We start from the raw sequence: 22,740 nt of genomic DNA on the forward strand, positions 1-22,740 counted from the left end.
TTCGACGGTCGCGGGCGGCGGCGCCCCGCGCGTAGCGTCGCGCCATGCCTCGCTCCCGCCTCGTCCTGGCGGCGCTCCTCGGCGCCTGCGCGCTCGCCGCGACCGCCGCGCCCGCCGCCTCCGCCGCGCCGAAGGCGCCGGTGCCCAAGGAGGTCGCGGTCGACGCCACGTTCACCTTCGACTACACGACGACGTGGAAGGAGGAAGCCGCGCCGGGCGGCAGCAACTGCGCCCGCGAGCAGTGGTCCGAGGGCGAGGGCTCGGAGACGTACGAGCTCAAGTCGCGCAGGCCCGTGCGGATGATCTTCCGCCTCCTTGGCGACGCCGGCTCGATCTCCGCGCCGCTCGTCGACGGCAAGCTCGCCCGCTACCTCGTCAGCCTGTCGGGCCCGCACACGCGGCGGCGCACCGGGCGCGTCTGGCACACGCCGACGGGGCCGTGCGAGTTCACGCCGTACGAGGAGCGCTTCAAGGGCGACTGCGGCACGCGCCTGCCCGCGTTCGAGGTGCTGTTCGCGTGGGACGGCGACGAGCTCGACGCGCGCATGGGCGGCGACCAGACGGTGCCCCGGCACGACCGCGACCAGCAGGTCTTCCGGCGCTGCGACATGCTCTATCCGCAGGGCTCGCCGGGCGTCTCGTGGTGGCTGCGGACGCAGAAGCTGCTGCCGGCGACGGTGCTCGGGAAGCCGTCCTTCTCGGTCGGCGATTCGCAGACCTGGTCGCACACCGCGCCCGCCGGCGCGCGGCCCTACACCGGCACGTCGACGCTCACGTGGAAGGCGACGTTCACGCGCGTCGGGAAGGTGAAGACGACCGGCGAGACGCTCCCGCAGGCGACGAAGAAGCGCGCGAAGAAGCGCCAGCGGGGCGGCAAGCGCAAGCCGCGCCGGCGGGGCTAGAGCTCGAGCTGCGGCTTGAGGCGCGCCATCGTCCACGTGCGCTGGCGGCGGACGACGAGCGTCGTCAGCGCGAGCAGGACGAGCAGCAGGCCGCCGAGGACTGCGACGTCGACCGCCAGGTGGCTGCCCTGGCCGCCGCTGATCGTGATGCGGAACGCGTCGATCAGGTACGTCATCGGCAGCACCGGGTGGAGCCACTGGAGCGGGGCGGGCGCGGTCTCGATCGGGTAGATGCCGCCGGCCGCGGCGAGCTGGAGGACGAGCAGCAGGAGCGCGATCGCGTCGCCGACCGCCCCGAACGCGAGCCGCAGCAGGTGCAGCAGCGCGGTGAACGCGCCGACCGCGAGGAACGCGAGGCCGAGCGTCCCAGGCACCGACTCGGGGTCGAGGCCGAGGCCGACGTCCACGACGAGGTAGAGCACGGTCGCGCCGACGAGCCCGAGCCCGAACGCGGGCAGCCACGCGCCGAGCGCGACGACGTGCGCGGGCAGCCGGCTGGCGAGCGCGGTGCCGGAGACCGGGCGGAGCATCAGGTAGGCGACGAGGCCGAACACCCACAGCGCGATCGAGAGGAAGAACGGGGCGAGGCCGCGGCCGTACTCGACCGCCGGGTGCGCGTTCGTCGTGTCGAGCGCGACCGGGTTGGCGAGCACCTCGGCCTGGCGCGAGCGCTCGTCGGCGTCGGTCGACGGGATCTGCTTGACGGCGCCTGAGAGCTTGCTCGCCAGCTCGTCCGCGCCGTCGGCCAGTTGCTTCGTCCCGTCGGACAGCTCGAGCGCGCCCGCGCGGGCCTGGCCGGTGCCGTCGTGGAGCTCCGCGGCGCCGTCGGCGACCTGTGCCGCACCGTCGGCCAGCTCGTCGACCTTGGCGACGCCCTCGCGGACCCGCGCCGCGCCGCGCTCCGCCACGTCCTCGAGCTCGTCCACCTTCGCGTCGAGCGCGCGGTAGGCCGCCGTGCCGGCGACGTCGGGGGAGGCGGTGCGGAGCGCGTCGAGCTGCTCGCGCGCGTCCGCGGCCACGTCGGTGAGCGTGTCGTCCACCACGTCGCCGGCCGCGTCGACCACGCCCTGCAGCTCCCGCACGCCGTCGCGGACCTGCGCGCTCCCGCCCTCCAGCCGCCGCGCGCCGTCGTTGAGCTGCTTGGCCCCGGTGGCGAGCTGCCGGGCGCCGTCGTGCGCGTCGGACGCGCCGTCCGCGAGCCGCCGGGCGCCGCGTGCCGCGTCGGCGAACCCCTTGCGCGCGTCGGCCAGCCCGCCCAGCGCGGCGTTGGCGTAGGCGCTGTACGCGGCGGCGTTGATCTCGCGCTGGATCTCCGCCTCGGCGGTGCTCGCGATGACGCCGATGATGTAGCCGTTCGCGTCGTCGAGCCGGATGTCGAGGCGCGCGCGCTCGGGGTCGCCGGTGCGCGGGCTCGCGAGCTTGGCGGAGAAGTCGGGTGGGACGCGCATCGTGAACGCGTAGCGGCCGTCCCGCAGGCCGTCGGCGGCGTCGGCCGCGTCCGTGAAGCGCCAGTCGAACTGCGGCCGCGCCTTCAGCTGCTGGACGAACTGCTCCCCGGCCGCGACCCGCTCGCCGTCGACGGTCACCGGCCGGTCCTCGTTCACCACCGCGACGGGGAGGTCGTGCAGGCGCCCGTACGGATCCCAGTTCGACCACAGGTAGAGCGAGCCGTAGAGCGTCGGCACGATCACGAGGAACGCGAGCCCGAGCAGCGGCATCCGGCCGCGGAACCGGCGCAGCTCGTACGCGGCGAGGCGCAGCGACCTCACCGCGTCAGCTCCACGACGTCCGCGGCCACGGCGCGGGCGGGGGCCGGGTCGGTCGTGCTGGCGACGACGGTCGTGCCGCCCGCCGCGACGCGCGCGAGCGCGGCCCAGACCTGCTCCTCGCCGGCCCGGTCCAGCCCGCGGCCGGCGTCGTCGAGCACCAGCGCGGCCGGGCCCTCCAGCGTCGCCAGCGCGAGCTCCAGCAGCGTCCGGTCGCGCGGGTGCAGGTGGCCGATCCGCGTGTCCGGCGGCGGCGCCACGCCGGCCAGCTCCAGCGCCGCGGCGGCCTCGTCGGGCGCGATCGCGCTCCCGCGCAGCACGCCCCGCAGCGCGAGCGCCTCGTCCACGCGCCAGCGCTCCTCCAGCTCCACCGCACCGCCGATCCGCGCGACGCCCACGAGCCGCCGCACCGCCGCGGCCTCGTCCGGCAGCGCGTGCCCGCCGACCGCCACGCGCCCCGCCGCGGGCCGCATCCGCCCGGCCAGCGCGAGCAGCACCGACGAGCGCCCCGAGCCGCCCGGTCCGGCGACCGCGACGAGGTCCCCGGGCGCGGCGTCGACCGACACCCCGCGGACGATCGCGCCCTCGGGCCCGTGCAGCGCGAGATCGGCGGCGACGATCGCGGCTCCCTGCACGCCGACGACACTACGTCACCCTTCAACCCGCCATGCATCCCGTTCTCGACCTCCTCGCGCAGCGCGCCGCCGACCCCGCCAGTCAGCCCGGCGCCCGCACCGACGACGCCCGTCTCGCCCTCGTCCTGGAGGGCGGCGGCATGCGCGGCGTCGTCTCGTGCGCGATGGCGGCGGCGGTCGAGCGGCTCGGCCTGACGCGCTGCTTCGACCTCGTCGTCGGGACGTCGGCCGGCGCGCTCAACGGCGCGGCGCTCCTCGCGGGCTCGGCCGACACGTGCCTGCGCGCGTACAGCGGCGCGTTCGCCGGCCGGATGTTCATCAACCCGTGGCGGCTGATCGCGGGCCGCGCCGCGGTCGATGTCAACCGCACGCTCGAGTTCCACGAGGAAGGCGGGCTCGACGCTGAGCGCCACGCGCGCACGCTCGCCAGCCCGATCGAGCTGCACTGCGTCGCGGTCGACGTCGAGACGGCCGCCGTCGCCGACCTGCACGGCTTCACGACGCTGGACGAGCAGCGTGGGGCGCTGCTGGCGTCCAGCCGCCTGCCGTGGATCGGCGGCCCGCCCGTGCGGCTGGCCGACGGCCGCCGCTACCTCGACGGCGGTCTCGCCGACCCGATCCCCGTCGACACCGCCGAGCGGGCCGGCGCGACGCACGTCCTCGCGCTCCAGACCCGCCCCGAGGGCGTCCCGCGCACCAGCCCCGGCAGCGCGGTCGACCGGCTGATCGAGCGCCGCCTGCGCGCGCTCAACCCCGACCTCATCGGCCTCTACCGTCAGCGGACGCCGCAGTACGAGGTCATCACCGAGGCGCTCGAGGCGCGGACGGCGCGGCTCGACGGCGGGGCGCCCTACGCGTACGGCATCCGCCCGCCCGCGGGCACGCCGGTCGTCGGCCAGCTCGAGCGCAAGCCCGCGCCGCTTGCCGCCGCGGGTCAGGCGGCGCTGACCCACGCCGAGGCGCTGCTCAGACCGCTCGCAGCAGCGCGGTGACCGCGGCCGCGATCACGACCCCGCCGATCACCGAGACGCCGCGCCACAGCGCCACGCCGGCCACCGCGACACCCGCGGTGTCGGCGCCGACCGCCAGCTCGTCGCCGTCGGCCAGCGCGCTCACGCAGACGAGCGCGGCCAGCAGCGCCGGCGCCATGTAGCGCACGACGCTCGCGAACCAGGACGGCAGCGCCCGGCCGCCCAGCGCGATCGGCCCCGCCCCCTTGATCACGGCGGTGACGAGCGCCAGGACCGCGATGAGCGCCCAGGTCTCGCCGCCGCTCACGCCGCCGCCCCCGGGGCGTCGCGCAGCCCGACGAGCGCGCCGAGCGAGGCGACGAGCACCGGCACCCCGGCGGGGGTGAACGGCACGAGGACGAGCGCGAGCGCCGCCCCGATCGCCGCCGCCTGCCGGCCGCGCTCCTTGCGCAGCTCGGCGATCAGCAGCGCCAGGAAGAACGTGGGGTAGACCGCGTCGAGCCCGAGCGCGTCGGTGTCCCCGAGCACGTCGCCGCCGAGCGCGCCCGCGGTCGTCCCCGCGAGCCACGTCACGTACGGCACGGCGGTCGAGCCGAACAGGAAGCCGCGGTCGAACGTGCCGTCGCCGCGCGCCGCCAGCGCCCACGACGAGTCGACCACCGTCTGCCCCTGCGCCGCCCGCCACAGCGGCCCGCCCGGCAGGGACGGCGCGAGCGCGATCCCCATCGGCAGGAAGCGCGAGTTCATCATCGCGCCCGCGGCGACCGCCGGCCCGAGCCCGCCGCCCGCCGCGACGATCGCCACCGCCGCGAACTGCGCCGAGCCCGCGAAGACGATCGCCGACATCACGATCGCGGCGAGCGCCGGCATCCCGGCCTCCCGCGCGAGCACGCCGAACGAGAGCGACAGGAGGAACCCGGCCGCCGCGTAGGGGACGCCGGCGCGCAGGCCGGTGCGGAACGAGGCGGGGGAGGCGGGCACGGCCCGCCAGAGTAGGACGCGCTACCCGGCGCGCCGGACGCGGTGCAGGGGGACCTCGCCGACGCCGCGCAGCTTGCGCTCGCGCGCGAACGACCACGCCCAGTCGCCCTCGGCGCGGTCGCGCACCGCCTGCGTCACGAGGACGCTCCCGGGGCGCGCGATCGCCGTCACCCGCGACGCCTGGTTGACCGGCGAGCCGTACCAGTCGCCCGCGCGCTCCAGCGCCGCGCCGAAGCCGACGCCGACGCGCAGGCGCAGCTCGCGGCGCTCGGCCTCCTCGGTCAGCCGCAGCGCCAGGTCGAGCAGCGGATCGACCGACGGCGCGACGAGCATCACCGCGTCGCCGAGCGTCTTGACGAACGTGACCGGCGGCTTGACGAGCCCCGCCGCGAGGTCCTCCAGCCGCCGCACGACCTCGCCGACCTCCTCGGCCGGGACCTGCTCGCCGAGCCTCGTGAAGCCCACGAGGTCGGCGAAGGCGACCGCGATGTCGCGCGCCCCCGGCGTCCGGCCCGCCGCGATGTCGGCGGCGCTGATGACGTCCGAGCGCACCATCTCGGCCAGGTGCGCGTGGTAGGCGTACGACCAGGTCGGCGTCAGCAGCGGGAGCAGGTCGCGGACGAACCCCTCGGCCGCCCGGACGATCTCCTCCTCGGACGCCCCGCCGCCGGTCTCGACGAGCAGCTCGGCGAAGATCTCCCGCGACGCCGCAGCGACCTGCAGCGCGGCGCGGCCGATCACGCGGTTGAGCTCGAGCAGCCGCTCGACCGGGATGCCGCTGTCCAGCGCCCGCTTGAGGCCCGCCGCGACCTCGACGTCGTGGTCGTCCCAGCGGCGCTCGTCGTCCTCCACGCGCGGGAGGCCGAACGACGCCCGCGCCGCGCGCAGGACCTCGACGTCGACGCCCGCGCGCGCGGCCAGCTCGGGGTAGGTGTACTGCGGCGCGGGCGCGAGGACGCGGTCGAGCAGCCCGCCCAGGTCCCCGCGCTCGACGCTCACGTCGCCGGCAGCCGCTTGCGCAGGACGACGTCCCCGACGATCGAGCCGAGCGGCCCGCCGGTCACGACGATGATCGCCGGGTACCACCAGCCCCACCAGCCCTTGCCGATGCCCTGCAGGCTCATGCCGACGAGGATCAGGAACCCGATGCCGTGGATCGGGCCGATGACGCTCACGGCGGAGTCGTCGTCGGCGACGAACGCGAAGTACATGAGCACGACGAGCAGCAGGGCGTCGGCGATGCCGACGAAGAGCAGGCGGTTCAGCGCGGTGCGGTAGTCCGCGGTGGGCGCAGCGGTGGTGGACACGGCGGGAAGGGTCCCAGATCGGAGGCATCCGGTCTGTGACGCAGAATCACGAGCCGGATGATCGTCCTAGGCATCGACCCCGGCACCGCCAACACGGGCTACGGCGTCGTCGCGCGCCGCAACGGCAGGCTCGTGGCGCTCGACGGCGGCTGCGTCGAGACCCCCGTCGGCCAGCCGCTCGAACGCCGGCTCGCCACCATCTTCACGCGCATGGAGGAGCTGATCGAGGAGCACGCGCCCGACGCGATGGCCCTCGAGGAGCTGTACTTCGGCGCCAACACGAAGTCAGCGCTCGCCGTCGGCCAGGCCCGCGGCGTCGTGATGCTGTCCGCCGGCCGGCGGGGCATCCCGTGCAGCGGCTACACGCCGCAGCAGGTCAAGGGCGCCGTCTGCGGCACCGGGCGGGCGGCGAAGGACCAGGTCCAGCGCATGGTCCAGTCGCTCCTCTCGCTCCCCGAGCCGCCGCGGCCCGACCACGCCGCCGACGCGCTCGCGGTCGCCATCTGCCACGTCAACCGGGCGCCGCTCGCCGCGGCGATGGCCTCGTGATCGCGCTCGTCCGCGGCGAGGTCGCCGTGCGCCGCCCCGGGTTCGTCGTCGTCGACGTCGGCGGGGTCGGCTACCGCCTGGCGGTCTCCAACGAGACGCTCGCCAAGACGCCGGCGGTCGGCAAGGAGGTCACCCTCCACAGCCACCTGATCGTGCGCGACGACGCGCTCCAGCTCTACGGCTTCGCCACGGAGGAGGAGCGCGAGCTGTTCCTGCTCCTGCTCGGCGTCCAGTCGGTCGGCCCGAAGATGGCGCTGGGCGTCCTCTCCGGCGGGCCGGTGCGGGAGCTGACCGCCGCGCTGGCGGCCGGCGACACCGCGCGCTTCCAGGCCGTCCCCGGCATCGGCAAGCGCACCGCCGAGCGCATCGTGGTCGAGCTGAAGACGAAGGTCGAGGCGCCCGACGTCGCGATCGGCGGCGGGAGCGCGGGCGGCGGCCCGCGGGGCGAGGCGCGCGACGGCCTGGTCGACCTCGGCTACCCGCTCGCCGAGGCCGAGTCGCTGCTCGCGGCGGCCGAGGGCGACACGGTCGAGGAGCTCATCGCCAGCGCGCTTAAGCTGGCCCGGCGATGACCTCAGGGCGCATCCAGACCCCGGAGCACCTGGCCGTCGAGGACGACCTCGAGCGCTCGCTGCGCCCGCAGGGCCTCTCCGAGTACGTCGGCCAGGACGCGGTGAAGGCCCAGATGCGCGTGTCGCTGGAGGCCGCCAAGCAGCGCGGCGAGGCGCTCGACCACGTGCTGCTCGCCGGCCCGCCCGGCCTCGGCAAGACGTCGCTGGCGCAGATCCTCGCGACCGAGCTCGACGTCCCGTTCGTCATGACCGCGGGGCCGGCACTGGAGCGCAAGGGCGACATCGCGTCGTTCCTCACCGCGCTGGAGCCGCGGACGGTCTTCTTCGTCGACGAGCTGCACCGCCTCTCGCGCGCGCTGGAGGAGACGTTCTATCCCGCGATGGAGGACCGCAAGCTGCCAATCACGGTCGGCCAGGGCGCGGGCGCGCGGGTGGTGACGCTCGACCTGCCGCCGTTCACGCTCGTCGGCGCGACGACGCGCGCGGGGCTGCTCTCGACGCCGCTGCGCGACCGGTTCGGCATCCAGCACCGGCTCGAGCCGTACGCGCTGGACGACCTGTCCGCGATCGTCACCCGCTCGGCGGGCATCCTCGGCGTGCAGCTCGATCCCGCGGGCGCGCGGGCGATCGCGTCGCGCTCGCGCGGGACCCCGCGCGTGGCCAACCGGCTGCTCAAGCGCGTGCGCGACTACGCGGAGGTGCGGATGGGCGGCGTCGTCACCGCCGAGGCCGCCGACCGCGCGCTCTCGCTCATGGAGGTCGACGAGATGGGCCTCGACCGGCTCGACCGCGAGATCCTCGATGCGATCTGCGTGAAGTTCGACGGCGGCCCGGTGGGCCTGTCGACGCTCGCGGTCGCGGTGGGGGAGGAGCAGGACACGATCGAGGACGTCTACGAGCCGTACCTGCTCCAGCAGGGCCTGCTCAAGCGCACGCCGCGCGGCCGGGTCGCCACCGCCGCCGCCTTCCGCCACCTCGGGATCGAGCCGACCACGCTCCTTTAGGGTTCGCTCACCTCGTCCGTCCCACACTGGTTCCGTGGCTCATCTGTTCATCTGCCCCAACTGCGGTCGCCGCTCGACGGAGACCGAGCGCAACGCCGGCTTCCGCCGGCAGGCCAAGGGGTGCTCGAACTGCGGCTTCGGCTTCCTCTTCGAGCTGCTCGACGACTACTACCCGGCGCCCAACGCTGCGTTCTTCGTCACCGACCAGGCCGGGCGCGTCATCGCGTGCGGCAGGGGCTCGTTCGAGCTGACCGGGCTCGCCGACGAGCAGGTCATCGGCCGCCCCGCCGGGGACGTCCTCGGGCTGCGGTTCGGCGACGGGCAGGACTACGTCGCGACGGTCCTGGAATGGGGCGTCCGGCAGCTCGACAAGCCGGTCGAGGTCAACGCCGAGGGCGACCTGCCCGCGAAGGCCAAGGCCGACATCTTCCCCGCGTACGACGACGACGGGGGCATGCTCCTCGTCCTCACGCCGCAGTCGTAGGCGTCACTCTCGAACGTAACTTCGGTTCCGCGGTAGACCGTCTACTCTCCGGACACACGTGACCGACCGTCGCCGCAACCTCTTCATCCTGCTCGTGGTCGCGGGGCTCCTCGCAGCCTCGCTGTTCGTCATCTTCACGAAGCCGACCAAGCTCGGCCTCGACCTCCAGGGCGGGGTCGAGCTCGTGTACGAGGCGCGCCCCACGCAGCAGCAGCCGGTGGTCGACCAGGAAGCGCTCGATCGTGCGATCGACGTCATGCGCGACCGGGTCGATGCCCTCGGCGTCTCCGAGCCGGAGATCCAGCGCTCCGGCAGCGATCAGATCCTCGTCGGCCTGCCCGACGTCGAGAACGCCGACGAAGCGCAGGAGCGCGTCGGCCGGGTGGCCCAGCTCTTCTTCTACGACTGGGAGCCGAACGTCATCGGCCCGAACGGGAAGCCCGCGCCGCGGGACCCGCAGGTCACCGGTGGCCAGTCCGCGGGGCAGGTCGGGTCGCTCTCGCTGTACGACGCGGTCCAGCGCGCGGCCAAGCGGCCGGCCGTCAACGACGGCAACAACTCGCACGACGGCCTGTTCTACGCGGTCGACGAGAAGGACAAGGAGGTCGTCGCCGGCCCCGAGGAGCGCCGCGAGGACCTCGAGGAGGACATCGCCCAGCTCCCGGCCGACGAGCGCGACGCCAAGATCGTCGAGGTCAAGCCGGGCACGGTCATCGTCCGCGCCGAGCAGCGCGACGGCCTGGACGAGGACCAGAAGAGCGACCGCTGGTTCGTGCTCGCCGACAACGTCGCGCTCCGCGGCACCGAGCTGAAGAACCCGGAGCAGAACTACGACAACGGCCCCGGCGGCACCGGGCAGCCGATCGTCACGTTCGACTTCACCGACAAGGGCCGCGAGACGTGGAAGAACGTCACGCGCGAGATCGCGCGGCGCGGCGCCTCGCAGTCGTTCGGCACGAACGCGCTGGCCAACGCCCAGCACTTCGCGATCGTCCTCGACAACGAGATCATCTCGGCGCCGTACATCGACTTCGTCCAGAACCCGAACGGCATCGACGCCTCGAACGGCTCGTCGATCGAGGGCGGGTTCACGATCGACACCGCGCAGGCGCTGGCCGAGGACATCAAGACCGGCGCGCTGCCGGTCAAGCTCGAGCTGATCTCGCAGTCGCAGGTCTCCGCGACGCTCGGCAAGCAGTCGCTCAACCAGGGTCTGATCGCGGGCGCGGCGGGCCTCGGCATCGTCGCGATCTTCCTGCTGATCTTCTACCGGATCCTGGGCCTGATCGCGGTCACCGCGCTGGCGGTCTTCTCGATCTACTTCTTCGCGCTGATCAAGCTGATCCCGATCACGCTGACGCTCCCGGGCATCGCGGGTCTGATCCTGACGATCGGCGTCGCGGCAGACGCGAACATCGTCATCTTCGAACGCGTCAAAGAGGAGATCCGCGCCGGCAGATCGGTCACGGCCGGCCTGGCCGCGGGCTACAAGAAGGGCGTCGGCGCGATCATCGACGCGAACGTGGTCACGATCATGGTCGCGTTCATCCTCTTCGTCCTCGCGACCGCGGGCGTCAAGGGCTTCGCCTTCACGCTGGGCGTCGGCACCATCGTGTCGCTGTTCACAGCGGTCCTCTTCACGCAGGCGATCGTCGGCACGCTCGGCCACTCGAAGCTGCTGGCGCGGCCGTCCGCGCTGGGCGCCGAGAAGCCCCGCAAGCCGATCACGTTCGACTTCATGGGCTACTCGAAGTGGTTCTTCTCCGCTTCGGGCCTGATCCTGCTCATCTGCGCGCTGGCGATCGGCTCCAAGGGCCTGGATCTCGGCATCGACTTCGAGTCGGGCACGCGCATCAAGACCGCCCTGTCGCAGCCGGCCAACGAGGAGCAGGTGCGCGACGTGCTCGCCACCGTCGGCCAGGGCGAGGCGGAGATCCAGCGGGTCGAGGAGCCCGAGCTGGGGCGCAACGTCTTCCAGGTCTCCACCGAGAACCTGCGGCCGGCCGAGGTCACGCGCGTGACGTCGGCGCTCGACGATCGGTTCGGGCTGCAGGGCCAGCCGAACACGCAGTCGATCGGGCCGACCTTCGGTGAGACGATCGCGAAGAACGCGATCATCGCGATCATCGCGTCGCTGATCGTCGTCGCGGTCTACCTGTCGCTGCGGTTCGAGTGGAAGTACGCCGTGCCGGTGCTCATCGCGCTGTCGCACGACCTCCTCATCACCGCAGGCATCTACGCGCTGATCGGCCAGGAGGTGACGGCAGGAACGGTCGCTGCCCTCCTGACCATCCTCGGCTTCTCCCTGTACGACACGATCATCGTGTTCGACCGCATCCGGGAGAACGTGCCGCGCATGCCGTCGGCGACGTTCTCGCAGGTGGTCAACCGCTCGATGTCCGAGGTGATCGTCCGCTCGCTGGCGACGAGCTTCACCGCCGCGCTGCCGGTGCTGATGCTCTTCCTCTTCGGCGGCGAGACGCTGCAGGACTTCGCGATCGCGCTGCTCATCGGCACGCTGTCGGGCACCTACTCGTCGGTCTTCATCGCGTCCCAGGTGCTCACCGCCTGGAAGGAGCGCGAGCCGCTCTACCGCCGCCGGCGCCTGCGCGTCGCCGCGGAGAACGGCGGCGTCGTCCCGGCCTACGCGGTCGCGAGCGCCGGCAGGCCCGTCGACGTCGAGCCGACCCGCCGGCGCCGCCGCGGGAGCCTGACCGCGCCGGACGATCCCGCGCAGGGCGTGTCGAAGGAGGAGTTCGACGAGATGGTCCGCGACCTGCACGCCGACACGCCGCGCGCGCAGACCGCGGTCGAGGAGCCCGAGCCCGCCCCGGCGCCCGACACGTCCGCGGACGCGTCGCCGGACGAGCTTTACCTCAAGGACGACAAGCGGCGCGCGCCGGGCGCGAAGAAGCCGCGCAACAAGCGTCACGGGAGGAACCGCTAGCCATGGCGCTCTTCGGCTGGATCATGATGGGCATCGCCATCTGGCACTTCACGGTGTTCCTCCCGGATCGCTTCTGGGCCGGCATCGTGGGCGCCTTCGTGGGCGCGGTCATCGGTGCGGTGCTGTTCGCGCTCGCGGTGTCGGGGTTCTCGCTCCCGTCGCAGGACGACACGAACGTCCTCACGGTCCTCTACGCCGTGCCGGGCACGCTCCTCGGCCTCGGCGCCGTGTGGCTGATCGGCGTGCGGCAGGAGCAGAAGGCCGCCGCCGCACCCGCGTAGCGGCGACCGCCACGTCCGCCGTCTGACCTTCGCGCGCGCCGGCTCCCCGGCGCGCGCGGTCGTTCTGCGCGGTGGTTGCGGGATCTCTCCGCACGCCCGTCGCAGTCCGTCCGCACTCCCGCCTAGTTTGAGGCGCCGATGTCCGCCGGCGCCCTGACCCTCTTCGACCTGCCCGAGCCCGAGGCGGTCGCGGAGGCCCCGGCCCCGGCTCCGCCCCGTCGCCGCCCATCCGAGCCCGACCCCGCACCCGCGCCGCTGGAGATCCCCGTCGCGCCCGAGCCGCTCGCGCTCGTGCCGGCGGACGACGCGCCGGTGGAGGACGAGGCGCGCGACGAACCCGCCGCGGAGGGTCCGGCGGCCCTTCCCGCGACGCCCGCGCGCCGGCCCGAGGCCCGCGTCGACATCGCCCCCGTCGCGATGCGGGACGTGCTGCGGCTCGAGCGCGAGCTGCAGGTCAGCCATCCGGTCGCGCAGATCCTCGCGCGGCGCGGGTTCGCCGACCCGGACGCGGCGCGCCGGTGGCTCGCGGCCGACGTCGCGCACCCGCTCGACGCGTTCGCCGGGCTGGCCGATGGCGCCGCGGCGATCCTGCGGCACGTCAACGCGGGCAGCCGCATCACGATCCACGGCGACTACGACGTCGACGGCGTGTGCTCCACCGCGATCCTCGTGCGCGCGCTGCGGCGGCTCGGCGCGGACGTCGACTTCCACCTTCCGTCGCGGCTCGAGGACGGCTACGGCCTCGCCGCGCACACCGTCGACAGGCTCGCCGAGCGCGGCACCAGGCTGCTGGTCACCGCCGACTGCGCGATCACGGCGGTCGACGAGGTCGCCCGCGCTCGCGCGCTCGGGATGGACGTCGTGGTCACCGACCACCACAGCCCGCGCGCGGACGGCGCGCTGCCCGACGCCACCGCGATCGTCCACCCGGGCGACGGCCTCGGCGGCTACCCGTGCCCGCACCTGTGCGCCGCCGGCGTCGCGTACCTGCTCGTCCGCGCGATGGACGCCGAGCGGGGCCACGACGAGGCGGCCGCCGACGAGGACCTCGACCTCGTCGCGCTCGCCACGATCGCCGACGTCGTCCCGCTCACCGACGAGAACCGCCGCCTCGTCCGCCAGGGCCTCCGGGCGTTCGCCTCCACGCGCAAGCCCGGCCTGCGCGCGCTCCTGCGGGTCGCCCGCTGCGATCCGAGCCGCGTCGACGCCCAGACCCTCGCCTTCAACATCGCGCCCCGCATCAACGCCGCCGGCCGCCTGTACCGCGCCGACGCCGGCCTGGAGCTGATCCTCACCGAGGACGCCGACCGCGCGAAGGAGGTCGCCGAGGAGCTCGACCGCGTCAACGGCGAGCGCCGCCACACGCAGGAGCGCATCCTGTGGGAGGCCGAGGCGCAGGTCGCCGAGCAGGGCGAGCGCGCCGCGTACGTCCTCGCGGGCGACGACTGGCACCCCGGGGTCGTCGGCATCGTCGCCAGCAAGATCGCCGAGCGCTACTGCCGCCCCGCCGTCCTCATCGCGTTCGACCCCGCGACGAACACCGGCACCGGCAGCGGCCGGAGCGTCGCCGGCTTCGACCTGCTCGGCGCGCTCGACGCGAGCGCGCAGCACCTCACCCGTCACGGCGGCCACCGCGCCGCGGCCGGCCTGGAGATCGAGCGCGCGAGCCTCGACGCCTTCCGCGCCGCCTTCGAGGAGCACGCGGCGCAGCACCTCACCGAGGACATGAAGCACCCGGTCGAGCGGGTCGACGCCGTCGTCGCCGGAGACGAGCTCGGCGTCGAGCTGGCCGAGGAGCTCCAGCAGCTCGCCCCGTTCGGCCACCGGAACCCGAGCGTCAAGCTCCTCGTCCCCGCCGCCCACCTCACCGACCCGATCCCGATGGGCGAGGCCGAGCAGCACGTCCGCTTCACCGTCGAGGCCGGCGGCATCCGCGCCCGCGCGGTCGCGTTCAGCTGCGCCGGCAAGCTCCCCTGCGAGACCGACACGCCGGTCGACGCCACCTTCACGCTCGAGCTCAACGAGTTCCGCGGCGTCGTCGAGCCACGGCTGGTCCTGCGCTCCGCCGCCCCCGCCGCGCCGGCGCCCATCACGGTCGTCGGCGAGGAGCCGTTCCTCGACGCGGCGCTGCGGGAGCTCGACGCGCCGCTGCCCGCGACCGGCCCGGAGCGCGAGCCCGAGGGCCGCGACCGCCGCGACGGTGGTCTGGCCGGCACGATCGGCGCCCTCGTCCACGCGGGCGAGCGGGTCCTCGTCGTCGCCGCCCACGCGCACGTCCGCGCCCGCAACCTCGCGGGCATCCTGGGCGGCTTCGCGCTCACGTCCCACGCCGCGCTCCACCGCGACCCTGCGCTGGCGCACGGCTACGACCACCTCGTCCTCCTCGACCCGCCGCCGCCCGGGTGGCGCGCACCGGAGGGCGCCGGCGCCGATGGACCCTTCGTCCACCTGGCGTGGGGGAGGCCGGAGGTAGACTTCTCCGTGTCGATCCATGAGCGAGAGCGCGACCTTCGCGCCCCGCTCACCGCGATCTACCGGACCCTCAGGGCGAAGGGGAGCGCGGCGGGCGAGGAGCTCGAGGCAGCGCTCCGTGAGGACGACCCGCAACGCACCGCCGCCACCGCGGGCCGGGCGCTCCGGGTGCTCACGGAGCTCGGCCTGGTGCACCTCGATCGGGAGCGGCGGTCCGTGACCGTCCCGGCGGCCGAGCGCACCGAGCTCGAACGTTCTGAGGCGTACCGGGCATACTCGGCAAGAGGCGAGATCGCATGGCCAGCACCGAACAGCAGCTCGACGACACCACAGGCGCCCCCGGCACCGCCGGCGACGGCGACCGCAACGGCGGCCTGACCACCAAGCGCACGCCGGTCGACCAGCTCGAGCACCCCGAGCAGCACGCCGCGCGCATCACGCGCGACGACCTGACGCCGCTCGAGCAGCGGCTGCTCGGCGACCTGTTCGCGATCGTCGAGGAGCACGCAGCCGACTCCGTCGTCGAGATCCAGCGCGAGCCCGTCGAGCGCGCGTTCGTCTTCGCCTGCGAGCACCACGCCGACCAGCGCCGCAAGTCGGGCGAGGAGTTCATCGTCCACCCGACGTCGGTGGCCAAGATCTGCGCCGGCCTGCGGCTGGACACCGAGACCCTGGTCGCCGCGCTCCTGCACGACACCGTCGAGGACACCACCGCGACGCTCGACGAGGTCCGCGCCGAGTTCGGCGAGGAAGTCGCGTCGCTGGTCGACGGCGTCACCAAGCTCACCGGCATCACGTTCCAGTCGCGCGACGAGGCGCAGGCCGAGAACTACCGCAAGATGGTCGTGGCGATGGCCTCGGACATCCGGGTCATCCTCATCAAGCTCGCCGACCGCCTGCACAACATGCGGACGATCGGCGCGATGCCGAAGCAGAAGCAGATCGAGAAGGCGAAGGAGACCCTCGAGATCTTCGCCCCGATCGCGCACCGCCTCGGCATCCACGCGATCAAGTGGGAGCTGGAGGACCTCGCGTTCGCAGCCCTGCACCCGCGCAAGTACCAGGAGATCAAGGGCCTGGTCAACCAGCAGCGCGACGAGCGCGAGCGGTACGTCAACAAGGCCGGCGAGTACCTGCGGCGGGAGCTGGAGGCGCTGGGGATCGCCGCCGAGATCTCCGGGCGCGCGAAGCACTTCTACTCCATCTACTCGAAGATGACGAAGAAGGGCCGCGAGTTCAACGAGATCTACGACCTCACGGCCATGCGGGTCATCGTCGGCTCGGTGAAGGACTGCTACGGCGCGGTCGGCGTCATCCACTCGCTGTGGAAGCCGCTGCCCGGGCGCTTCAAGGACTTCATCGCGATGCCGAAGTTCAACATGTACCAGTCGCTGCACACGACGGTGATCGGGCCCGAGGGGCTGCCCCTCGAGATCCAGATCCGCACGCGTGAGATGCACGACATGGCCGAGTACGGCGTCGCCGCGCACTGGATCTACAAGGCGGGGCAGGGCGGCGGCGCGCCCAAGCCGCAGCCGCCGACGCAGGACTCCGAGCAGAAGCTCAAGTGGCTGCGCCAGATGATGGACTACCAGCAGGATCTCGACGATCCCAAGGAGTTCATGGAGACGCTGAAGGTCGACCTCTTCGACGAGGAGGTCTTCGTCTTCACGCCCAAGGGCGAGGTCAAGTCGCTGGCTGCCGGCGCGACCCCGCTCGACTTCGCCTACGAGGTCCACACGGAGATCGGTCACCGCTGCGTCGGCGCGAGGGTCAACGGCAAGATCGTCCCGCTGCACTACGAGCTCAAGTCCGGCGACATCGTCGAGGTCCTCACCTCCAAGAAGGAGCGCGGCCCGTCGCGCGACTGGCTCGCCGTGGTGAAGACCACGCGCGCCCGCAACAAGATCAAGGCCTGGTTCAAGGCCGAGTCGCGCGAGGACACCGAGCACACCGGCCGCGTCCTGCTGCAGGAGCACCTCTCCAAGCGCGGGCTGCCGGCGCAGAAGATCTCGGGCTCGCCGCTGCTGGCGGACGTGATCCGCGAGATGGGCTTCAAGAAGGCCGACGACTTCTACATCGCGCTGGGCGGCGCGAAGATCTCGCCGAAGGTCGTCGTCAACAAGGTCCTCCAGCGCCTCAAGCAGGGCGAGGCGGCCGAGGGCGAGGGGACGACGGTCGAGGACCTGGTCTCGACGCGGCGCGAGCGGCGCCAGCCGACGCGCTCCTCCAACCAGTACGGCATCCGCGTGGAGGGCGTCGACGACGTCATGCTCCGGATGGCCAAGTGCTGCCACCCGGTCCCGGGCGACCCGATCGAGGGCTACATCTCGCTCGGCCGCGGCATCACGATCCACCGCGAGGACTGCCCGAACGTCGCGGTCCTGCGCAAGGACCCCGAGCGGTTCGTGCGCGTCTCCTGGGAGGGCGAGCACGAGACCGCCTTCAAGGTCGAGATCGAGGTCGACGCGTACGACCGCACGCGGCTGCTCGAGGAGCTGTCGCGGACGTTCGCCGAGTCCGGGATGAACATCATCGAGGCGCGCTGCGTCGTCTCCCCGCCGATGGTCAAGAACCGGTTCATCGTCGAGGTCGGCGACACGTCGGTGCTCAAGGGCTGCATCACGCGCCTGCGCAACATCGACTCGGTCTTCGACGCGTACCGCGTCACGCCGACCGCGTGAGCGGCCGCACGTAGCGCCGGCGCGCGCGTCTGCCACGCTGGGGGCACCGCGTGCTCGCCTCCCTGCTCGACCTCGACCGCACCCTCGCCGACGGCGCGCGCGAGCTGCGGTGGGAGCCGCTGGTCGCGGTCTTCACCGCGCTGTCGTGGTGGTGGGTGAAGGTGATCCCGTTCGCGCTCGCGGCCGCGCTGGTGCGCGACCTGCGGGCTGTGGCGGCGGTCGTCGTTGCGTACACGGTCGCCAACCTGCTCACGAGCGAGGCCAAGGACGCGGTGGCGCGGGTGCGACCCGAGGCCGCCGAGGCCGCGGTGGAGCTGCCGACCTCGCCGTCGTTCCCGTCGGGCCACGCGGCGGGCGCGTTCGCGAGCGCGGTCGCGCTGAGCCTGCTCGTCCCGCGGCTCCGCGTCCCCGCGCTCGTGCTCGCCGCGCTGATCGCGCTCTCCCGCGTCTACCTCGGCGTCCACTACCCGCTCGACGTCCTCGCCGGCGCGCTGCTCGGCGCCGTGGTGGCCGCCGCGTGCGTGTGGGTCGTCAGGCGACGACCGTCAGCGCGCCCGGCGCCACGCTGAACTCGACCTCGGTCGCGTCGCCGACCCAGTCGCCGTCGCACTGCAGCGCCACCGGCCGCCCGTCGGCGGACCGCGCGCGCAGGGTGGTGACGCCGCGCAGGTCGTCGACCTGGCGGTAGTCGACGACCTTGTGCTTGGCCGAGAAGAGGCGCCAGACGACCGGCGGGAGGTCGATCGGCGTCGCGCGCCGCAGGTTCACCGCGCTGAGCGTCGCGCTGTCGAGCGCCACGTCCTCGGCGACGTGCAGCGGATGGGTGCCGAAGTACGTGAACGGGTCGCCGTTCTGCACGAGCAGGTTGATGCCGCGCACGTGGCCGCCGGTGGGGACGTCGGTCTCGACCAGCGGCGGGTGGACGACGTAGTGGCGCAGGAACGTCCGGACCGCCGACCACGCGAAGTACGCGGGGCCGAACTGGTGCTTGCGGCCGGGGCGCAGGTCGACGGCCTTGACGACCGACGCGTCGAGCCCGAAGCCCGCGGTGAACGTGAAGTAGCGGCCGTTCATCACGCCGAGGTCGACCTTGCGCGGGTGCCAGTCGTCGGCGATGCGGAGCAGGTGTTCGGTCGCGTCGACGATCTCGCCGGGGATGCCGAGCATCTTCGCGAAGACGTTGGTCGCGCCGCCGGGGAGGTGGGTGAGCGGCACGTCGGTGCCGGCCAGCCCGTTCGCGGCCTCGTTGAGCGTCCCGTCGCCGCCGAACGCGACGACCACGTCGTAGCCCTCCTGCGCGGCCTCGCGGACCAGCTCCGTCGCGTGCCCCTGACGCTGGGTGTCGAAGGCCGTGACGTCGTAGCGGCTCTCCAGCGCGTGGACGACCAGGTTGCGCAAACGATCCGAGACCGTCGTCGCGTACGGGTTGACGATGACCAGCATCTTCCGGCGCTCGGTCGCGTCGGCCAGGGCGAACTCCTCGCTCAAGCGCTTGAGCGGATCCAGGGAGGGGGCGGGCACGCTGCCTTGCTACACCGCGCGCCGGACGGAGTTACCCGCCGTATCCTCCTCGCGCGATGGACGAGACCGCCGCGCGGATGCGCGAGTTCTGGGACGACCGCGCCCGCGAGGACGCCTTCCACTTCGTGGACCCGCGCGAGCAGTACGGCCACGCAGACGAGGCGCGGTTCTGGCGCCGCGGCGAGCAGGAGGTCGACGCGCTCCTGCGCATCCTCGACCTCACGCTGGCGCCGGACGCGCGCGTGCTCGAGCTGGGCTGCGGCGTCGGGCGCCTGACCCGCGTGCTGGCTGCGCGCGTCGCGCACGTCACGGCGGTCGACGTGTCGCCGGAGATGCTCACACGCGCCCAGGAGCACCACGACGCGCTGGACAACGTCGAGTGGGTGCTCGGCGACGGCGAGACGCTCGACGGGGTGGAGGACGCCTCCTGCGACGCCGTGATCTCACACGCGGTGCTCCAGCACATCCCCGACCCGCAGGTGCAGCTCGGCTACGTCCGCGAGTTCGCCCGCGTCCTGCGGCCGGGCGGCTGGGCGGCGTTCGGCGTCTCCACCGACCCCGGCGCACACGCCGCCAAGCCTCCCGCCTCGCCCGCGGCCGGCTCCAGCCGCCGCGGCTTCCTGAAGGCCATCGTCGGCCAGGCACCGTCGGGCAAGGACGAGCCCGAGTGGCTCGGCAGCTGGATCCCGCTCGACGCCCTCGGCGCCACGGCGATGAACGCCGGCCTCCTCATCGAGCGCATCGAGGGCTCCGGGACCAAGTCCTCCCTGGTGCGCGCGATCCGGGAGTAGCTACAGGAAGCCGCGCTTGCGGAACCAGTAGGCCATGGCGCCGATCGCGCCGACCATCGCGACGAGCACGATCCAGAACGCCTCGTGCGTGCCCTCGCCGGGGTACTTGACGTTCATCCCGAAGACGGACGCCAGGAGCGTGAGCGGGAGGAGCATCACGCTGAACGCGGTGAGGACGCGCAGGACGTCGTTGGTGCGGTGCGAGAGCACGGACTCGTTGGTCGACTCCAGGCCCTCGACGACCTCCTTGAAGTTCTCGAGCATGTCCCAGATGCGCTCCGACGCGTCGTTGATGTCGTCGAAGTAGATCTCGAGGTCCTCGGGGACGTAGCGCTTGTGGCGCTCGAGGTCCTTCAGCGCCGCGCGCTGCGGCCGCACGATCTTGCGGAAGTTGATGATCTCCTGCTTGACGTCGGAGATGTCGCGCACGATCTCCGCCGAGCGGCCCTCGAAGATGTCGTCCTCGATGCGCTCGAGCTTGTTGCCCATCTTCGCGAGCATCGGGAACGCGGAGTCCACGCCGTCGTCGACGATCTTGTAGAGCAGGTAGCCGGCGCCCTTGCCGAGCAGGTTGTCGCGGAAGCTCTCGCTGCTGCGCGCGCGCTCGAACAGGTAGTCGAGCGACTGCAGCGGCTGGTTGGGGAGCGTGATGACGAAGTCCGGCCCGACGAACACGTCGAGCTCGGCCGCGTTCAGCCGCCCGATCGTCTTGTCGTACCGGGGGAAGTGGAGGACGACGAACAGGTAGTCGTCGTACTCGTCGACCTTCGGCCGCTGGTTGCGCGAGAAGACGTCCTCGTAGTCGAGGGCGTGGAAGTCGTAGTGCTCCTCCAGCCACGCGCGATCGACCCCGCGGGGCTTCTCGATGTTGATCCAGCGCAGGCCGGCAGCTTCGAGCTGCTCGACGTTGGGGGTCTCAGGCTCGGGAGCCGGGGCGACGCCGTCCACGCGTGCCCTGGCCCCGCGGCGCAGTGGCCGGGGAAGTGAGGGCATCGGGACTTCGCGGGTCGTCGGTCGGCATCGCGGTGTCCCATTCTACCCGGAGGTCCAGGGAGAACGTGTCCGTGGTGTTGCGGGCGCCAGGAGCCGGACGGATGTCCGCGGATCGCTCAAGTTCAGGTTCTGTGGTGTCGAGGACGGTCCTGAGGGGCAGTGTGTACTCTGTCCGTCACGACATAGCTGGACGCATCCAGAGGGGTGGAGGGACTGGCCCGTTGAAACCCCCGCAACCATCGTCGTCGCGCAGTGCGACGGGGAACGGTGCGAATTCCTGAAGATGCGAGGCCTCTCCCAGGGATCCTCGCAAGTGCCCACCAATCGCGAGGAACCGTTTCAATGGCCGCCAGCCACCTGCAGTGCAAGGAGTGCAAGACCGAGTACCCGCTCGACGCGCGGTACGTCTGCGAGCGGTGCTTCGGCCCGCTCGAGGTCGCGTACTCCCACCCGACCGACCGCGATCCGGCCGAGTGGCGCCGCCGCATCCAGGCCGGGCCGCAGAACATCTGGCGCTACAGCGACTTCCTGCCGCTGACCGCCCAGCCGGGTCCGTCGGCGCGCAACTCCTCCCGCGCGGGCCTGCCCGCCGGCTGCACGCCGCTCATCCGCGCCGACCGCCTCGCCGAGCGCCTCGGCCTGCGCGAGGTGTGGATCAAGAACGACGCCGCGAACCCCACGCACTCGTTCAAGGACCGCGTCGTCTCCGTCGCCGTCGCTCGTGCACGCGAGCTCGGGTTCGAGACGATCGCCTGTGCCTCCACCGGCAACCTGGCCAACTCGGTCGCCGCCCACGGCGCCGCGCTCGGCCTCGAGTCCTACGTCTTCATCCCGGCCGACCTCGAGGAGCAGAAGATCCTCGCGACCGGCGTCTACGGGACCAACCTCGTCGCCGTCCGGGGCAACTACGACGACGTCAACCGCCTCTGCACCGAGCTGTCGGGCGAGCACGAGTGGGCGTTCGTCAACGTCAACATGCGCCCGTACTACGCCGAGGGCTCCAAGACGATCGCCTACGAGATCGCCGAGCAGCTCGGGTGGGAGCAGCCGGACCGCATCGTCGCGCCGATCGCGTCGGGCTCGCTCTTCACGAAGATCGCGCGCGGCTTCGAGGAGTGGCGCGAGGTCGGGCTCGTCGCCGGCGAGGCGCCGAAGATGAACGGCGCCCAGGCCGACGGCTGCTCGCCGGTCGCCACCGCCTACCGCGAGGGCACCGACATCGTGCGCCCGGTCAAGCCGGACACGATCGCCAAGTCGCTCGCCATCGGCAACCCGGCGGACGGCCCGTACGCCGTCGAGCTGGCGCGCAAGACGGGCGGCGGCGTCGACTCGGTCTCCGACGACGAGATCAAGGCCGGCATCCGCCTGCTCGCCGAGACGACCGGCATCTTCACCGAGACCGCCGGCGGCGTCACCACCGCGACGCTCGCCAAGCTGGCCGAGCGCGGCGACATCGGCAAGGACGAGCGCGTCGTCGCGGTCATCACCGGCGAGGGCCTCAAGACCCTCGACGCGGTCCGCGACACGTTCGAGACGCACACGATCGACGCGAACCTCAAGTCGTTCGAGGCCGCCGTCTCGGTGAGCGCGTAGCCATGGCCGTCACGGTGAAGATCCCGCCGCAGCTCGCGTCCTCGACGGGCGGCGAGCGCGCCCCGAAGGGCGAGGGCTCGACGGTCGGCGAGGTGCTCGACGCGGTGTACGCGCAGCACGGCGAGCTCAAGGAGCGCGTCGCGGGTGAGGACGGCGAGCTGCGCCGCTTCGTCAACGTCTTCCTCGACGGCGAGGACATCCGGTTCCTCGACGGCCTGAAGACCGCCGTCCCCGACGGCGCCGAGCTGACCATCCTGCCCGCCGTGGCCGGCGGCTGCTAGACGGAG

22 protein-coding genes and 1 riboswitch are annotated in these 22,740 nt (G+C 72.9%); of the genes, 14 read left to right on the top strand and 8 right to left on the bottom strand.

What is annotated here, in order from left to right; translation table 11 throughout:
- Window positions 1-44: 44 nt before the first annotated feature.
- On the top strand, window positions 45-902 hold the full coding sequence (locus AC1UE5_RS16125; RefSeq protein WP_482925298.1) for a hypothetical protein: 858 nt from the start codon (window positions 45-47) through the stop codon (window positions 900-902).
- Here AC1UE5_RS16125 and AC1UE5_RS16130 read toward each other — a convergent pair.
- Window positions 899-2,671 (bottom strand): YhgE/Pip family protein, encoded by a 1,773-nt coding sequence (locus AC1UE5_RS16130; RefSeq protein WP_482925300.1) that lies wholly within the window; start codon window positions 2,669-2,671, stop codon window positions 899-901. The genes AC1UE5_RS16125 and AC1UE5_RS16130 overlap by 4 nt on opposite strands.
- The gene (locus tag AC1UE5_RS16135) at window positions 2,668-3,303 is read right to left on the bottom strand and encodes an ATP-binding cassette domain-containing protein (protein WP_482925302.1); all 636 of its coding nucleotides are present in this window, start codon (window positions 3,301-3,303) and stop codon (window positions 2,668-2,670) included. Before AC1UE5_RS16135 ends, AC1UE5_RS16130 begins: the two co-directional genes overlap by 4 nt.
- Window positions 3,304-3,335: 32 nt before the next feature.
- Between AC1UE5_RS16135 and AC1UE5_RS16140 the strand changes: the two genes are divergently transcribed.
- The gene (locus tag AC1UE5_RS16140; protein WP_482925304.1) at window positions 3,336-4,295 is read left to right on the top strand and encodes a patatin-like phospholipase family protein; all 960 of its coding nucleotides are present in this window, start codon (window positions 3,336-3,338) and stop codon (window positions 4,293-4,295) included.
- Here the strand turns inward: AC1UE5_RS16140 and AC1UE5_RS16145 are convergent.
- From AC1UE5_RS16145 to AC1UE5_RS16160, 4 genes are read right to left on the bottom strand one after another with little or no spacing between them, the layout of a single operon-like run.
- On the bottom strand, window positions 4,270-4,581 hold the full coding sequence (locus tag AC1UE5_RS16145; protein WP_482925306.1) for an AzlD domain-containing protein: 312 nt from the start codon (window positions 4,579-4,581) through the stop codon (window positions 4,270-4,272). The two genes, AC1UE5_RS16140 and AC1UE5_RS16145, sit on opposite strands and share 26 nt — an antisense overlap.
- A complete protein-coding gene (locus AC1UE5_RS16150; protein WP_482925308.1) occupies window positions 4,578-5,255 on the bottom strand; it encodes an AzlC family ABC transporter permease in 678 nt (225 codons plus the stop codon). Before AC1UE5_RS16150 ends, AC1UE5_RS16145 begins: the two co-directional genes overlap by 4 nt.
- 21 nt (window positions 5,256-5,276) lie before the next feature.
- A complete protein-coding gene (locus AC1UE5_RS16155; RefSeq protein WP_482925310.1) occupies window positions 5,277-6,254 on the bottom strand; it encodes an adenylate/guanylate cyclase domain-containing protein in 978 nt (325 codons plus the stop codon).
- Window positions 6,251-6,562, bottom strand: a complete 312-nt coding sequence (locus AC1UE5_RS16160; protein ID WP_482925312.1) for a DUF3817 domain-containing protein — start codon at window positions 6,560-6,562, stop codon at window positions 6,251-6,253. The genes AC1UE5_RS16155 and AC1UE5_RS16160 overlap by 4 nt, the downstream gene beginning before the upstream one ends.
- A gap of 57 nt (window positions 6,563-6,619) precedes the next feature.
- Between AC1UE5_RS16160 and ruvC the strand changes: the two genes are divergently transcribed.
- The 9 genes from ruvC to AC1UE5_RS16205 all read left to right on the top strand — a co-directional run bounded on the left by ruvC (window position 6,620) and on the right by AC1UE5_RS16205 (window position 18,124).
- Window positions 6,620-7,111, top strand: coding sequence for a crossover junction endodeoxyribonuclease RuvC (ruvC, locus tag AC1UE5_RS16165; protein ID WP_482925314.1), 492 nt, complete (start codon window positions 6,620-6,622; stop codon window positions 7,109-7,111).
- Window positions 7,108-7,683 carry a Holliday junction branch migration protein RuvA gene (gene ruvA / locus AC1UE5_RS16170; RefSeq protein WP_482925316.1) on the top strand — a complete coding sequence of 192 codons (576 nt, stop codon included), beginning with the start codon at window positions 7,108-7,110 and terminating at the stop codon, window positions 7,681-7,683. Before ruvC ends, ruvA begins: the two co-directional genes overlap by 4 nt.
- Window positions 7,680-8,687, top strand: a complete 1,008-nt coding sequence (gene ruvB / locus AC1UE5_RS16175) for a Holliday junction branch migration DNA helicase RuvB (RefSeq protein ID WP_482925318.1) — start codon at window positions 7,680-7,682, stop codon at window positions 8,685-8,687. The genes ruvA and ruvB overlap by 4 nt, the downstream gene beginning before the upstream one ends.
- Window positions 8,688-8,721: 34 nt before the next feature.
- Entirely contained in the window at window positions 8,722-9,171 is a 450-nt protein-coding gene (locus AC1UE5_RS16180; RefSeq protein ID WP_482925320.1) for a hypothetical protein, read from the top strand.
- Window positions 9,172-9,229: 58 nt separating this feature from the next.
- Window positions 9,230-12,118, top strand: a complete 2,889-nt coding sequence (secD, locus tag AC1UE5_RS16185; protein WP_482925322.1) for a protein translocase subunit SecD — start codon at window positions 9,230-9,232, stop codon at window positions 12,116-12,118.
- A 2-nt stretch (window positions 12,119-12,120) separates the two neighbouring features.
- Window positions 12,121-12,399 (top strand): hypothetical protein, encoded by a 279-nt coding sequence (locus AC1UE5_RS16190; RefSeq protein ID WP_482925324.1) that lies wholly within the window; start codon window positions 12,121-12,123, stop codon window positions 12,397-12,399.
- A 138-nt stretch (window positions 12,400-12,537) separates the two neighbouring features.
- A complete protein-coding gene (gene recJ, locus AC1UE5_RS16195) occupies window positions 12,538-15,249 on the top strand; it encodes a single-stranded-DNA-specific exonuclease RecJ (RefSeq protein WP_482925326.1) in 2,712 nt (903 codons plus the stop codon).
- Window positions 15,168-17,555, top strand: a complete 2,388-nt coding sequence (locus tag AC1UE5_RS16200; RefSeq protein ID WP_482925328.1) for a RelA/SpoT family protein — start codon at window positions 15,168-15,170, stop codon at window positions 17,553-17,555. The genes recJ and AC1UE5_RS16200 overlap by 82 nt, the downstream gene beginning before the upstream one ends.
- Before the next feature lie 50 nt (window positions 17,556-17,605).
- Entirely contained in the window at window positions 17,606-18,124 is a 519-nt protein-coding gene (locus AC1UE5_RS16205) for a phosphatase PAP2 family protein (protein WP_482925330.1), read from the top strand.
- Here the strand turns inward: AC1UE5_RS16205 and AC1UE5_RS16210 are convergent.
- Entirely contained in the window at window positions 18,087-19,076 is a 990-nt protein-coding gene (locus AC1UE5_RS16210) for a diacylglycerol/lipid kinase family protein (RefSeq protein WP_482925332.1), read from the bottom strand. The genes AC1UE5_RS16205 and AC1UE5_RS16210 overlap by 38 nt on opposite strands.
- A gap of 56 nt (window positions 19,077-19,132) precedes the next feature.
- On the opposite strand from AC1UE5_RS16210, the gene AC1UE5_RS16215 reads away from it, so the two are divergent.
- Window positions 19,133-19,867 (top strand): class I SAM-dependent methyltransferase, encoded by a 735-nt coding sequence (locus tag AC1UE5_RS16215; RefSeq protein WP_482925334.1) that lies wholly within the window; start codon window positions 19,133-19,135, stop codon window positions 19,865-19,867.
- Here AC1UE5_RS16215 and AC1UE5_RS16220 read toward each other — a convergent pair whose 3' ends face one another.
- Window positions 19,868-20,815 carry a magnesium transporter CorA family protein gene (locus AC1UE5_RS16220; RefSeq protein ID WP_482925336.1) on the bottom strand — a complete coding sequence of 316 codons (948 nt, stop codon included), beginning with the start codon at window positions 20,813-20,815 and terminating at the stop codon, window positions 19,868-19,870.
- Window positions 20,816-21,049: 234 nt separating this feature from the next.
- Window positions 21,050-21,150, top strand: a riboswitch (SAM riboswitch).
- 52 nt (window positions 21,151-21,202) lie between these two features.
- On the opposite strand from AC1UE5_RS16220, the gene thrC reads away from it, so the two are divergent.
- The gene (gene thrC / locus AC1UE5_RS16225; protein ID WP_482925338.1) at window positions 21,203-22,453 is read left to right on the top strand and encodes a threonine synthase; all 1,251 of its coding nucleotides are present in this window, start codon (window positions 21,203-21,205) and stop codon (window positions 22,451-22,453) included.
- 2 nt (window positions 22,454-22,455) lie between these two features.
- Window positions 22,456-22,734: a ubiquitin-like small modifier protein 1 gene (locus AC1UE5_RS16230; RefSeq protein WP_482925340.1), complete on the top strand. Its 279-nt coding sequence runs from the start codon at window positions 22,456-22,458 to the stop codon at window positions 22,732-22,734.
- Window positions 22,735-22,740 lie beyond the last annotated feature (6 nt).

Source organism: Parviterribacter multiflagellatus, from assembly GCF_056863265.1.

What these genes read in the sequence shown, in the direction of transcription:
- AC1UE5_RS16125 (WP_482925298.1), top strand. Translation starts at nt 45, where the DNA reads ATGCCTCGCTCCCGCCTCGTCCTGGCGGCGCTCCTCGGCGCCTGCGCG.
- AC1UE5_RS16140 (WP_482925304.1), top strand. Translation starts at nt 3,336, where the DNA reads ATGCATCCCGTTCTCGACCTCCTCGCGCAGCGCGCCGCCGACCCCGCC.
- ruvC (WP_482925314.1), top strand. Translation starts at nt 6,620, where the DNA reads ATGATCGTCCTAGGCATCGACCCCGGCACCGCCAACACGGGCTACGGC.
- ruvB (WP_482925318.1), top strand. Translation starts at nt 7,680, where the DNA reads ATGACCTCAGGGCGCATCCAGACCCCGGAGCACCTGGCCGTCGAGGAC.
- AC1UE5_RS16190 (WP_482925324.1), top strand. Translation starts at nt 12,121, where the DNA reads ATGGCGCTCTTCGGCTGGATCATGATGGGCATCGCCATCTGGCACTTC.
- recJ (WP_482925326.1), top strand. Translation starts at nt 12,538, where the DNA reads ATGTCCGCCGGCGCCCTGACCCTCTTCGACCTGCCCGAGCCCGAGGCG.
- AC1UE5_RS16200 (WP_482925328.1), top strand. Translation starts at nt 15,168, where the DNA reads ATGGCCAGCACCGAACAGCAGCTCGACGACACCACAGGCGCCCCCGGC.
- AC1UE5_RS16215 (WP_482925334.1), top strand. Translation starts at nt 19,133, where the DNA reads ATGGACGAGACCGCCGCGCGGATGCGCGAGTTCTGGGACGACCGCGCC.
- thrC (WP_482925338.1), top strand. Translation starts at nt 21,203, where the DNA reads ATGGCCGCCAGCCACCTGCAGTGCAAGGAGTGCAAGACCGAGTACCCG.
- AC1UE5_RS16230 (WP_482925340.1), top strand. Translation starts at nt 22,456, where the DNA reads ATGGCCGTCACGGTGAAGATCCCGCCGCAGCTCGCGTCCTCGACGGGC.